Origin of the sequence: Parabacteroides sp. AF39-10AC (genome assembly GCF_003635405.1) — a bacterium.
Lineage (GTDB): Bacteria > Bacteroidota > Bacteroidia > Bacteroidales > Tannerellaceae > Parabacteroides > Parabacteroides distasonis.
This window is the reverse complement of sequence record NZ_QTLP01000018.1, coordinates 72,432-85,980: the sequence shown is the minus strand read 5'-3', so window position 1 is coordinate 85,980 and position 13,549 is coordinate 72,432. Positions and strand designations below refer to the sequence as shown.

The following is a 13,549-nucleotide window of genomic DNA, read 5'->3' as shown; positions in this document are numbered from 1 at the left end:
ACAAAAACGATGAAAAAAGCAGGATTACTCTTAATGTCGCTGGCATTAAGTACGGCTCTTTGGGCGGAAAGTCCGGAGAAGAAAGGTTTGGAGGTGATAAATAGATCGACCGCCGAGGCGCATATCGGTTTCTTGGCCGATGATGATCTGGAGGGCCGTGAGGCTGGTTTCCGTGGAGGCCGTATAGCGGGCGATTATATCGTGGCGAACCTGAAATCATTGGGTATCGACCCTGTAGGAGACTCTTATTACCATCCGTTTGAGGCTTACCATATGGAACGCCAGAAGAGAGGGGCCCGCTGGCAGGTGCAGCCGGATTCCATAGCGGCTATCAAGCAAACCGGTGTTTTCCAGAAACTTTCCTTGAATAATATCTTGGGTAAGATAGAGGGCAAGAATCCGAACGAGATCGTGATCGTGGGAGCGCATTACGATCATCTGGGTATCGATCCGATGTTGGACGGCGACCAGATCTACAATGGCGCCGACGATAACGCCTCCGGCGTATCTGCCGTCCTCCAGATAGCGAGAGCATTCTTGGCTACCGGCCAGCAGCCGGAGCGCACGATCATTTTCGCCTTTTGGGATGGGGAGGAGAAAGGTCTTCTCGGTTCGAAAGCCTTCGTGCAGTCTTTTCCGGAGATCAAGAACGTGAAAGGTTACTTGAACTTCGACATGATAGGCCGTAATAATAACGAGGCGAAGCCTACCCACGTGGTTTATTTCTACACCGAGTCCCACCCTGTGTTTGGCGACTGGCTGAAGAACGATATCAAGAAATACGGCTTGAACCTCGCTCCGGATTATCGCCCATGGGATAACCCGGTAGGCGGTAGCGACAACGGTTCTTTCGCCAAGGTAGGCATCCCCATCATCTGGTATCACACCGACGGGCATCCGGATTACCACCAACCGAGCGATCATGCCGACCGGATTAACTGGGACAAGGTGGTAGACATCACGAAGGCCTCCTTCCTTAATATGTGGTATATGGCGAACGAGAAGGAATTTTAGGGATTATAAGAAATATCTGATAAAAGTAAGCTAGCTTCATCGGCAAAGTAAGTTAACTTCGTGGGCAAAGTAACTTAACTTACTTTGTCCACGAAGTTAACTTACTTTTTTTGTTTCGCTTTCTTTGAATTACGGAACCTCTACATCTTGGCGCAGATACTTTAGTTCTATATGAACTTAGGTTGAATTTTAACTTAAAACCGTTTATATTTCTAATTTTATATTGTAGAACATAAAAATGAGGGGTGATTTTTTTAATTAAAATAACACTACGTAATGAATATTTCATATCTTTGCCTCCGATATGAAATGTGCTATGAATTTTGACGCTAACTAAATATAACAACTTCTACTTGGAATAAGTTCATATAGGACTCAAAATATTAGCCCATTTTTATTGAAACTTAATTGCGCCGGAACTCAAGAGTGAGTATCTGTCTGTAGATGAATTTAAGAAAAGGACAAATGTTTCGCCAAGACATTGTCTAATTATTTATCAATAAAACCATCAGTTATGTTGAAAAACTTTAAACCTGTCAGCTTAATTCTATGTGCGGGTGCGTTATGCTTCTCGGGAAGTATGTATGCCAACATCGCACCTGTTGAGCAAGGTACCTCTATCTCCCAGCAAAACGGGAAAGTAACAGGTACAGTGGAAGATGATTTCGGCCCAGTGACCGGAGCGTCAGTTGTCGTGAAAGGAACGTCTAATGGAACGATTACCGATATGGACGGTAATTTCACTTTGGATGGCGTCAAGAATGGTGATGTAATCCAAATCTCATTCATTGGTTACTCCACCATGGAGCTTACGTATACCGGTAAGCCGGTAGGCGTTATCAAATTAGCGGAAGACACCCAGAAATTGGATGAGGTCGTGGTTACGGCCTTGGGTATCAAGCGTGAGAAGAAAGCGTTGGGATATGCTACGCAAGAATTGAAAGGAGACGAACTTGTAAATGCACGGGAAAGTAATATTGCGAATGCGTTATCTGGTAAAGTATCGGGTTTGCAGGTAGTTCGTTCTAGTAGTGGCCCTGGCGGTTCTTCAAAAATTGTATTGCGTGGTAATAATTCATTAACTGGATCTAATCAGCCGTTGATTGTTGTCGATGGTATTCCAATGGATAACTTTACTGGAGGAGTTGATGATGCTTGGGGTAATAGCGGCGTGGATATGGGTAATGGTTTGTCAGATATCAACCCGGAAGATATCGAATCCATGAACGTGTTGAAAGGAGCTTCAGCCGCCGCGTTATATGGTTCTCGTGCAGGTAATGGCGTAATTTTGATTACGACGAAATCGGGTAAAAAGCAAAGTGGATTAGGTATTACTGTAAATGCCGGAGTTACAGTGGAAAGCATGTTTTTGAAACCAGAATTACAGAATACGTATGGTCAGGGTACAAATGGCATATATAATGTGAAAGACCGTTCAAGCTGGGGGCCTGTTGCCGATGGTTCCGTAACAATTGATCGCTGGGATGGGCAGAAAGTCCAGATGTATACTTATGATAATATAGATGCTTATTTCCAGAAAGGAACTTCATTCAATGAAGGTGTATCTTTTCAGCAGAGCTATGATGGGACGGCGGTATTCGCCTCAATTAATCGCTCTGATGATAAGGGCATCGTTCCGGGTGCATCATTAAATAAAACGTCTCTTACTTTGCGTGGAACAAGCGAGTTCGGTCCGGATAAAAGATGGAAATTAGATGCAAAAGCCAACTATTTAAATAATAACGCAAAGAATCGTCCAATCCAAGGTATTAACCAATCGAATGCCTTTAGTACGATCTATAATTTACCACGATCGCTGGATATTAGGGATCTGGAGAACTGTTTGGACGAAAATGGAAATATGATTTGGTGGGATACCGAGAGTACTCCCCAAGAAAATCCGTATTGGATTAAAGATTATAGAACAAATCAAGACTCTCGTAATCGTTTGTTAGGTACAATTTCTCTTTCTTATAAGATAACGGACTGGTGGAACCTCGAGCTAAAAGGCGGTACGGACTATTATACGACTACGACTACAAATAAGGTATATTCTGGTGGTAATGTGAATCCGAAAGGGCGTTACTCTGAGAAGTCGGAGACTTTTTATGAGAACAACTATAGTTTCTTGACTACCTTTAAGAAAGATAACCTTTTTAGCAAGTTTGGTGGTTTTGTGACCGTGGGTGGAAACTTGATGATGCAACGCCGTAAGAAATTAGAGGCTGGTACGGGTGATTTATTGATCCCGAATCTATTTGCGATGTCTAATGCCGCTGACAAGAATAATATGACGCATACATCTGAAGATGTACAGCGCAAGATGAATTCTATTTACGGTTCTTTGCAAATGAACTGGGATGGCTGGCTGTTTATGGATATTACGGCTCGTAATGACTGGTCTTCCACTATGAGTAAAGAAAACCAATCTTATTTTTATCCTTCGGTTAGCTTATCTGGTGTTATTTCAGATATGGTGGAAAAGGTTGGCGGTACAATGCCGGAATGGATGAGTTTCGCTAAGGTTCGTGCTTCTTATGCGGAAGTAGGTAATGACCTTGATCCATATCAATTGTATACTGTATTCAAGGTTGATAAAGATCCAAATGGTAACCCAACTGCAGCTCTAGGAACTACTTTATATGATTCTTCTGTACGTTCAGAGTTGATTAAATCTTGGGAAGCCGGTATTGATTTGAAGTTTTTCAATAATCGATTAGGTATTGATGCGGCTTGGTACAAATCTAATGCTACCCGCCAATTGCTAGATTTGGCAATGGATCCATTTTCTGGTTATTCCAAACGTAAGATCAATGCAGGTAATATTCAAAATTCAGGTGTGGAATTAATGCTTTATGGTACTATTTTGCAGAATCCTAGAGGCTTAAATTGGGAAACAACATTGAATGCTTCCTTCAATAAAAATAAAATCATAGATTTGTATGAAGGAGTAAATGAATATGGCATCAAGACTTTTGATGATTTAAAGATTGTAGCCCGTACGGGTAGTTATTATGGCGATATTTATGGTAAAAAATTCCAACGTGTTGAAAGTGGGGAACATGCTGGTAAAATTATTGTAGATGCTCAAGGTTTACCATTAGTTACTTCAGATGATTATTATCTGGGGAATCAACAGCCTGATTGTATGTTGGGATGGACTAACTCGTTCTCTTATAAAAATATTTCTTTGAGCTTTTTGATTGATGCTCGTATTGGTGGAAATATTTACTCAGCGACCACTGCTAATTTGTACAAGGCAGGTAATGCCGCAGGTACCGTTATAAATGGAACCCGTGAGGAATTTGTAGTTCCGAATTCAGTGACTTCTGATGGAAATGGTGGTTATACGGCAAATTCTAATGCTGTTACTCCTGAATTGTACTGGGGACGTGCTGCCGGAGGTAATATCGGTGTGGGTGAGGCATTTTTATATGATGCTACTAATATTCGTCTACGTAATATTACCGTTGGTTATGATTTTGAGAAAAAATGGTTAGAGAAAACCCCATTACAGAAAGTACGTGTATCATTCGTGGCGAATAACGTTTGGATGATTGTAAATCATTTGGAAGGTATTGATCCGGAATCTATTTCGGCTACAAATTCCAATGCTACTGGTTTTGAGAATGGGGCAGCTCCGACTTCTCGCTCTTTCACATTTAATGTAACAGTTGGTTTCTAATAAGAAAGATGATTTTAAGTATGAAAACATTAAAAAGAACAATAATAGGGTTAGCTTCATTAGCCGTTTTATTTACTGCATGTAACGACTTTGAGGAAATAAATAAAGACCCGAATGCCGTAGATGAAAGTGCGATCAAAGTATCTTATCTACTGAATAAATCAATCATGGGGGCACAGCAGAACCCGCATATCGCAGAGCGTGTGTTCGTGTATCAATGGAAAAGTGCGGCTCGTTTTGAACGTCGTAGTGGTTTAGCTACAGGTGCGAATTATAATGATTATAATACGGACTACTTTGGCGTTGATTATGGAGTGGGATGGCTGAACAATGTTAATATGGCCGTGAAAATTGGTACGGAACGTGCCGCCAATCCGGAGTATCCTTATGAGAACAATTTGCTACAGATGTCTCGTATTTGGCGGGCTTATGTCATCTCTGAATTGGCTGATAACTTTGGTCCTGTGCCTCCGGCAAACGCTTTTGATGGTATCGTAGAATATAAGAGTATAGAAGATATTTATGATTTTATTATTTCTGAATTGAAAGATGCCGCTGGCAAGATAGATGTAAATGCGGATATGAGCGCTATTACATCAGAGAAAACGGATGCTTTCTATGATGGTGATGCCTCTAAATGGATAAAGTATGCGAACTCATTACGCTTGCGCTACGCTATGCGTTTATCTGCTGTAGATCAAGCTAAAGCAAAGGCTGCTTTTGAGGATGCCGCTTCGACGAATAATTTTATTACTACGCAAGATGAAATTGCTCAGGTGCAAGAAAAAGGCGGTTGGACTGATCTTGATGGTGTGATGTCTCGTCCTTGGAATGCCCAACCCATTTCGGTCACCATTAATAATATGATGATTGGCCTAGGAGGAATCGATTTCCAAGTTCCTGCGGCGATAAAAGAGGATGTGGTATTGAAAGATGCTCGTAATTATCTAGGCCTTCGATTAGAAAAACACTTACCGGTTTCTACGAATGATCCGGCTGCAGGCTATTTCTTTGATGCTCTTCCTTCAAAGATTGATCCTCGTGCTACTAAGTTGTTTCATATTCCGGGATATGATGATGGTACTGTTTATTTCTCTAATATCGGTTTGGCTGATAAGGCTCGTTTAGCGGATCCTGCTACTGGAAATGTTGAGGATAACAATAAGACATATTTGGAGTTGAACGTGAAATATACTTGGAATACTTGGGTTGCTGGAAAATGGGATAAATACTCAGCGCTAACCAGCGAATTGACAGGAGCAAGTAAGACTTATCCTTCTTTATCCAAGATATATCGTGAAAGTACGAATAAGCGTGTATGGTTTGGGCCGTGGGAGACGGAGTTCTTATTGGCTGAAGCTGCGTTGTATGGTTGGAACGTGTCTGGTAGTGCGAAATCTCATTATGAGGCTGGTATAGCAGCTAGCTTTGAATATCACGGTGTATCTGAGTTCTTAAATGATTATTTGAGTTCTACGGAATATAACCGTGTAGGTACTTCTGTCGCTTTTGATCATACGGCGGAAGCAAAGTCTTATACGGCTGAATATGTAGATGGTTATACTGGTGAGAAAAAGACTACTACTTATACTTATCCGAAAAATTCTATTTATAAGAATGGTACGGTCAATAATGATAAGCTGACAAAGATAATCTCGCAAAAATACTTGGCACAGGTTCCTTGGTTACCTTTAGAGGCATGGTCTGATCATCGTCGTTTAGGTTTGCCTTTCTTTGAGAATCAAGCTGTTGAGATAGATTATAACGTTTCTAGTAACGAGTTGCCTCTTACTCGTGCTAACTGTAAGGAATGTAAGTGGGAATTCTATCAAGAACGTCTGCGCTATCCAGCGAATATGGAAATCAATAGTAAGGATAGTTATATGAAAGCTGTTGAGCTATTGGGTGGAGCTGATTTAATTTCTACTCCGCTATGGTGGGCTAAACATTGATTTATATGAAAGAGGGTGTGTCAAAAGCCCCTGTTTTTGTGTATTTGTGCCGACCGCTATTATAAGCATCTAACAATGCCCATCGTAAACCCCTGCCGACTGCGGTCGAAAGGTGCTTATGATGGGCATTCTAATAAACGTAGTATATCTTACTTGACCAACGCAGTATATATTATTGGGGCAACGCAGTATATATATTGTCCATTCCTAAAATCACTTGTCACTAAACTCACGACCTTCCTGGTTTACTGAGATACCGGAGTGATACTCATCTCTCTCCGGTTACTCTTGTATATGTTAAACTCAAAACATATCTGCCCTTTTTATGTTTATACAGGATAAATGACATTCGTTGACGCAAAAACTAAAACATTGTCTATCAAAATAAACAAAAAACAGTAGTTATGTTGAAAAGATTCAGACCAGTCAGCTTAATCCTGTTGGTAGGGGCGCTTGGGTTCTCGGGAAACTTATACGCCACGCCTATGCCCGGGATTCCGAAGGTTGACATTTCCCAGCAAAACGCAAAGGTGTCGGGAATAGTTGAGGATGCCTTAGGACCCGTTACCGGGGCGTCCGTAATCGTGAAAGGAACTACCAATGGTACTATGACCGACTTGGACGGGCATTTTACTTTGGATAACGTGAAGAAAGGGGATATCATACAGATATCGTTTATCGGTTATACCTCGCAAGACATCCCATATACCGGCCAGTCCGAGATTACGGTTAAACTCGTGGAAGATACCCAGAAACTCGATGAGGTGGTGGTGACTGCCTTGGGTATGAAACGAGATAAGAAAGCCTTGGGCTATGCCATGCAGGAGTTGAAAGGGGACGACCTCTTGGCCTCCCGTGAGCCGAATTTGGCGAACTCCCTTTCCGGTAAGGTTTCCGGTTTGCAGATCGTCCGTTCAAGCAATGGCGTAGGAGGGTCCTCTAAGATCGTACTTCGTGGTAATAACTCATTGACGGGTAGCAACCAGCCCTTGATCGTCGTAGACGGTACCCCGATGGATAACTTCACCGGTGGCGTGGATGATGTATGGGGTAACTCCGGAGCGGATATGGGTAACGGTCTTTCGGATATCAACCCGGAAGATATCGAGTCCATGACGGTATTGAAGGGTGCTTCCGCCGCCGCCCTTTATGGCTCACGTGCCGGTAACGGCGTGATCTTGATCACTACCAAGTCCGGACGTAAGAACGAGGGACTCGGTATTACGATCAACGCCGGTATCACCGCCGAGACGATTTTCCTGAAACCTGATTTACAGAACGACTTCGGACAAGGCTCCGTGGGCGTTTACGATAACCAATCCCGCCTTAGCTGGGGACCGAAAGCCACGGGACAAATGGTAACCGATTGGAGAGGCAACCAAATCCCTCTGCATACATATGATAATATCGACGCTTTTTTCCGTACCGGAACCTCCTTTAACGAGGGTGTCAGCTTCCAGCAGAACATAAAGGGTACGGCGGTATTCGCCTCCGTAAACCGTTCCGACGATGCTAGCATCACCCCACGCTCAAAACTAAACAAGACGAATATTACCTTGCGTGCCACTACTTTCCTAGATGAGGCGGAAAAGTGGAAAGTAGATGCCAAGGTGAATTATATCAATCAAAACGCACATAACCGCCCGATTCAGGGCGTGAATCCCTCGAACGCTTTCAATACGATCTATAACCTGCCTCGTTCCTTGAATATCCGTGAGTTTGAGGATGACGTGGATGAGCAAGGCAATATGATTTGGTATGACGCCTCCAAGAATCCGCAGGAGAACCCTTATTGGGTGACCCGTTATCGCCAGAACGAGGATACCCGTAACCGTTTGTTAGGAAATATCTCCTTGAAATATGCCCCGACCGATTGGTTCGATATTGAGTTGAGAGGTGGTACGGATTATTATACCACGACGAAGAGCGAGAAAGTATATGCCGGTGGTAATACCAGTCCGAGAGGTCTGTATACCGAGGGATCGGAGACCTTCTATGAGAATAACTTCAGTTTCTTGGCTACGGCCCGGAAGGATAACTTGATCGATCGGCTGGGAGGCTTCGTTACTTTCGGTGGTAACTTGATGCTCCAGCAGCGTAATAAGATGAACGCTTCTGCCGGAGAGTTGTTGGTGCCGAACTTGTTCTCGCTGAATAATGGCGTGAATAAGCCAACAGTCACTTCCGAGTTGATCCGCCGTCGTATGAATTCCTTGTACGGGTCGTTGCAGTTGAACTGGGATGGTTATCTGTTCTTGGATGTTACGGCACGTAACGATTGGTCGTCTACGATGTCGAAAGCCAACCGCTCTTATTTCTATCCGTCTGTCAGCTTCTCCGCGGTGATCTCCGATATGTTGCCGAAGATTGGCGGAAGCATGCCGGATTGGTTCTCTTTCGCTAAGGTACGTGCCTCCTTCGCTGAGGTAGGTAACGACTTGGACCCGTATCAATTATATAACTTCTACTCTGTAGGCAAGGACCCCAACGGGAATACGACGGCGAAACCGGGTAAGGTACTTTACGACTCGGACGTACGTAGTGAGTTGATTAAATCATGGGAGGCCGGTTTCGATATCCGTTTCTTTAATAACCGGTTAGGCTTGGATGCCGCTTGGTATAAGTCCAACGCTACCCGCCAGTTACTGGATTTACCGATGGACCCGTTCTCCGGCTATGCTTCCCGTAAGATTAATGCGGGTAACATTCAGAACGAGGGTTTGGAGATCTCCTTGAACGGTACGATTCTAGACAATCCCGCCGGATTGAGCTGGAGCTCTACGGCGCAGTTCTCCTTGAACCGGAATAAGATCAAAGAATTATACGAGGGCGTGAATCTATATGATATAAAGACGTTCGACGCTATCCAGATCGTAGCTCCGGTAGGTGGTTATTATGGTGAGATCTACGGGCAGACCTTTATGCGTGTGACCGATGAGAATAGTCCTCACTATGGAAAGATCGTCGTAGGTGATGACGGTTTGCCTTTGATCTCTACCGAGAAGTCGAAAGTAGGAAACCAGAGTCCGGATTGGATGATGGGTTGGACCAATAATTTCTCTTATAAAGGTTTTAACCTGAGCTTCTTGATAGACTTCCGTATCGGTGGTAGCATCTATTCGGCGACAGCCTCCAACCTGTATACCCGGGGTAACGCCGCCGGAACAGTGGTGAATGGTGATCGTGCCGAATTCGTGGTACCGAATACCGTGGTTCAACAGGGCAGTGGTTATGCGGAGAATACGGTCGCCGTCACTCCCCAGAACTATTGGGAGCGTATTGGGTCTACCGGAAATTATGGTTTACCAGAGGTTTATACCTATAGCGCCACCAATGTCCGTTTGCGTAATATCACCTTTGGCTACGAGTTCAATCGACAGATGTTGAAGAAAACGCCTTTCCAGCGTGTACGTCTATCCGCTACTTGTAACAATGTTTGGATGATCCATTATAACTTGCCGGGTATCGACCCCGAGTCCGTTGCCGCCACGAATACCAACGCTACCGGATTCGAGAATGGAGCCGCGCCGACCAGCCGTTCCTATACGTTTAATGTAACCGTGGGATTCTAATGGAATACATGATAATTTGAATTACGATAAAAATGATGAAGATGAAAACAAGAAATATACTTTTTACCGGACTGGTATCGGTGGCTGCTCTTCTTTCTTCCTGTAATGACTTTCAGGAGATCAATGAGGACCCGAATCTTGTGGGAGAGGATAAGGTGAAACCCCAATGGTTCCTGAATGCCTCTATCATGGGAGACCAGATGAACCCAGAGATAGCCGAGCGTATCTTTATCTTGTACTGGGACCGTGCTTCCCGTTTCAATAGGGGAAGTGGTTTTACGATCGGTACGGATAACAATGATTATAGTACTACCTACTTGAGTAACGATTACGCCGTGGGTTGGCTGAACCAAGTGACCAAAGCGATCCAGTTAGGAGAGCAGATGGTTGCCAATGGCGAGGCGGATACTTATCCTTATTATAAGAACGTGATCCAGATGTCCCGCATCTGGCGTGCTTACTTGAACTCGGAAGTAGCTGACGGTTTCGGGCCGATCCCTGCGTTAGCCGCTTTCTCCGGTGTACCGGCTGAGTACGATAGTGTAGAGGCTATCTATCAATTTATATTGAAAGAATTACGGGAAGCTGAGTCTGCGTTAGACCCCTCCTTGGATATGTCCGCTATGGCTAACGAGGATGCTTTCTATGCGGGAAATGTTGCGAAATGGAAGAAGTACGCCAACTCCTTGCGTATGCGTTTGGCGATGCGTATCTCAGCTGTCGATCCTGCCTTAGCGAAAGCGGAATTTGAGGATGCCGCCTCTAAGACATTTATTTCCGAGCCAACCGATATCGCTTCCGTGCAGGAGAAAGAGGGTTGGGATGAGCTGACGAGCGTGATGTCTCGTCCTTGGAATGGGCAGGCGATGTCCGTGACGTTTAAGAACTTGGTAGTTGGTTTGGGTGGACAGGAATTTCCGTTGCCGGACTCCTTAAAAAGCCATTTGAAGAATCCATACGATTATCAAGGTTTATATTTGAACCAGCACTTCCCGCTGACGACGAATGATCCGTGCGCCGGTTTCTATTTCGACGGTATACCTCAATATGTAGATCCCCGTGCCCCGAAGTTGTTTAGTGTAGTGGGCTGGGATGATGGTGTGGTTTATTCCGATTATATCGGTGCGGCCAGCGAGGTGAAGCCGGTTCACTTGAAGAATCCGGCGGATAATACCCAGAATATGTTGACGATCGATCCGAAATATACGTGGGGCACTTGGGTCGCCGGAGAATGGGACGTGAAAGCCGGTCTGGTAAGTGAGCTGACAGGTAAGAATTATAATTATCCCTCTATATCGAAACAATATCGAATGAGCACCAATAAGCGTGTCTTCTTCGGCCCGTGGGAAAGTTACTTCTTATTGGCGGAGGCTGCGGTGAAAGGCTGGAAAGTTCCGGGAACGGCTAAATCCAATTATGAGTCTGGTGTTACGGCTAGTTTTGAGTATCATGGCTTATTGAGCCAAGTCGGTGATTACCTATCGTCTCAGAAATACAACCGTGTAGGTACTTCCGTCGCTTTCGACCATACGACAGAGGCGAAATCGTATACGATCCGTTATACGGACCCATATACGAAGGAGGTAAAAAGCCGTACGTATGAATATCCCCATAACTCGATCTACCGGAATGGCGCTTATAATAATGACGCTCTGACGAAGATTATCACCCAGAAATATATAGCGCAAGTTCCTTGGTTGCCGGAAGAGGCTTGGAGCGATCATCGTCGTTTAGGTCTTCCTTTCTTCGAGAACCAAGCGGTAGAGAAGGATTACAACCCATTGAATCAAGTTCCTTTGACGGTCGCTACCTCTAAGGAATGCCGTTGGGATTTCTACCCGAAACGTTATCGTTATCCGGCGAATATCCAAACGAATAATCAAGTGGGTTATGCGCAAGCTCTCCAGCTTTTGGGCGGCCCGGACTTGACGACTACTCCACTTTGGTGGAACGCTAAATAGCGAACCTGCTTGGTCTGTTTTATATATACTTTTTCGGTGTCACGCATTTACTTGTGTGGCACCGTTTTTTATGGATATCCCTTCCGGTTCCTCGGCCGCTAAGGATGCGGTAGACGAATTGATCCGTCTTTATTTACCGATGGATGGTAAGGAGGCTCCTCAAATCCCGGAGATACTTGGGATTCGTTCCCCTTATTCGGGTGCGGTGAAATATTTGCGAGGCCCAATCTCTGTCTCAAACGCCAGTACGTCTTTGGCTGAATTGCTGGAAGATTGCCCGTTCACGGGAGTCTGGTTCGTGGGAGAAAGGAAGACCGATTATTTTCAAGCCTTAATTTACGTGAAAGATCAAAAAACCTTGAAACGTTGGGGTGAGAAAATATCGGCCTCTTCTTGCATTCGCAAGGGAGATGACTTTATTTATATAAAAGGAACGGAGGAGGAGACAGCGGACGAGGGTCATGGAGACTTCGGGTTTTAACCCGAGTCTCTTATTCGATCATACTTAACCATTTCTCCAATTCCTCAGTCCATAAATGCTTAAAGATAAAGCTGTCCCTGAACCCAAAACTATGGCCGCCTTTTGGGTAAATATGCAAGGAGGCGGACACCTTGTTCTTTAGCAAAGCGAGATAATAAAGCACGCTATTCTCCGGGCTAATCGCCTCGTCATCCGAAGCCAACGCTATAAAGGCGGGAGGCGTCAGTGAGTTTACGTGCAATTCCAAAGAGAAAGCTTCCTCTTCCTCATGCGTGGGATTCGCTCCTAATAGCCGTTCCCTCGATTTAAGGTGCGTTAAATGAGGTAGCATACTGATAACCGGATAAAGGAGTATTTGGAAATCCGGACGTGCGTCGTCTACCCCGAATATTGCGGCATGCCCGGCGATATAACCGCCAATGGAGGCACCCATGACACCGACCTTCGTAATCTTCCACTCTTCCGAGTAATTACGGAGGATGCGGAGACCTTGGCGAACATCGTCCAGAGGGACTTCCCTATGTCCGTTCGGCATCCGGTATTTCAATACGGCATAAGTAATACCTTGCGCATTAAACCATGCGGCCATATCACGCCCCTCATGTCCGATCGAAATCTTGGAAAGTCCGCCACCCGGACACATCAAGATCGCCTTGCCATTCGGCTTCGTCGCCGGATAAACCAATAGGGAAGGATTCGATATATTGGATATGGCATTCGGGGCATCTTCCAATTCTACGCCGGCCAATCCATTACTAGTGGGCGCTCCATCCGGCCAAAGTAGGATAATCCTATTTTTCTGTTGTACTGTTTCCATTTTCTATATTCTGAATTGTGTTTATAGTATAAAACAACGTTGGCCTTTGATTAGTTTAGCATTCAAG

7 protein-coding genes are annotated in these 13,549 nt (G+C 44.6%); 6 read left to right on the top strand and 1 reads right to left on the bottom strand.

Going from position 1 to position 13,549, the window contains the following annotated elements; all coding sequences use genetic code 11:
• Window positions 1-9: 9 nt before the first annotated feature.
• The 6 genes from DW033_RS16205 (at window position 10) to DW033_RS16180 (ending at window position 12,665) form a co-directional block, all read left to right on the top strand.
• Window positions 10-1,014, top strand: coding sequence for a M28 family metallopeptidase (locus tag DW033_RS16205; RefSeq protein ID WP_048928367.1), 1,005 nt, complete (start codon window positions 10-12; stop codon window positions 1,012-1,014).
• A gap of 514 nt (window positions 1,015-1,528) precedes the next feature.
• Window positions 1,529-4,699, top strand: coding sequence for a SusC/RagA family TonB-linked outer membrane protein (locus DW033_RS16200; RefSeq protein WP_005866145.1), 3,171 nt, complete (start codon window positions 1,529-1,531; stop codon window positions 4,697-4,699).
• Window positions 4,700-4,719: 20 nt separating this feature from the next.
• On the top strand, window positions 4,720-6,651 hold the full coding sequence (locus DW033_RS16195; protein ID WP_008774163.1) for a SusD/RagB family nutrient-binding outer membrane lipoprotein: 1,932 nt from the start codon (window positions 4,720-4,722) through the stop codon (window positions 6,649-6,651).
• A gap of 404 nt (window positions 6,652-7,055) precedes the next feature.
• Window positions 7,056-10,223 (top strand): SusC/RagA family TonB-linked outer membrane protein, encoded by a 3,168-nt coding sequence (locus tag DW033_RS16190; RefSeq protein ID WP_005866149.1) that lies wholly within the window; start codon window positions 7,056-7,058, stop codon window positions 10,221-10,223.
• A 41-nt stretch (window positions 10,224-10,264) separates the two neighbouring features.
• A complete protein-coding gene (locus DW033_RS16185) occupies window positions 10,265-12,184 on the top strand; it encodes a SusD/RagB family nutrient-binding outer membrane lipoprotein (protein ID WP_044545814.1) in 1,920 nt (639 codons plus the stop codon).
• 55 nt (window positions 12,185-12,239) lie between these two features.
• A complete protein-coding gene (locus tag DW033_RS16180; protein WP_229040482.1) occupies window positions 12,240-12,665 on the top strand; it encodes a hypothetical protein in 426 nt (141 codons plus the stop codon).
• A gap of 10 nt (window positions 12,666-12,675) precedes the next feature.
• Here DW033_RS16180 and DW033_RS16175 read toward each other — a convergent pair whose 3' ends face one another.
• Window positions 12,676-13,482 carry an alpha/beta hydrolase gene (locus DW033_RS16175; protein ID WP_048928368.1) on the bottom strand — a complete coding sequence of 269 codons (807 nt, stop codon included), beginning with the start codon at window positions 13,480-13,482 and terminating at the stop codon, window positions 12,676-12,678.
• Window positions 13,483-13,549: the final 67 nt, after the last annotated feature.

Excerpts from the sequence above, each read along its gene's own strand:
- DW033_RS16185 (WP_044545814.1), top strand. The coding sequence starts at position 10,265 with ATGAAAACAAGAAATATACTTTTTACCGGACTGGTATCGGTGGCTGCT.
- DW033_RS16175 (WP_048928368.1), bottom strand. The coding sequence starts at position 13,482 with ATGGAAACAGTACAACAGAAAAATAGGATTATCCTACTTTGGCCGGAT.
- DW033_RS16190 (WP_005866149.1), top strand. The coding sequence starts at position 7,056 with ATGTTGAAAAGATTCAGACCAGTCAGCTTAATCCTGTTGGTAGGGGCG.
- DW033_RS16195 (WP_008774163.1), top strand. The coding sequence starts at position 4,720 with ATGAAAACATTAAAAAGAACAATAATAGGGTTAGCTTCATTAGCCGTT.
- DW033_RS16205 (WP_048928367.1), top strand. The coding sequence starts at position 10 with ATGAAAAAAGCAGGATTACTCTTAATGTCGCTGGCATTAAGTACGGCT.
- DW033_RS16200 (WP_005866145.1), top strand. The coding sequence starts at position 1,529 with ATGTTGAAAAACTTTAAACCTGTCAGCTTAATTCTATGTGCGGGTGCG.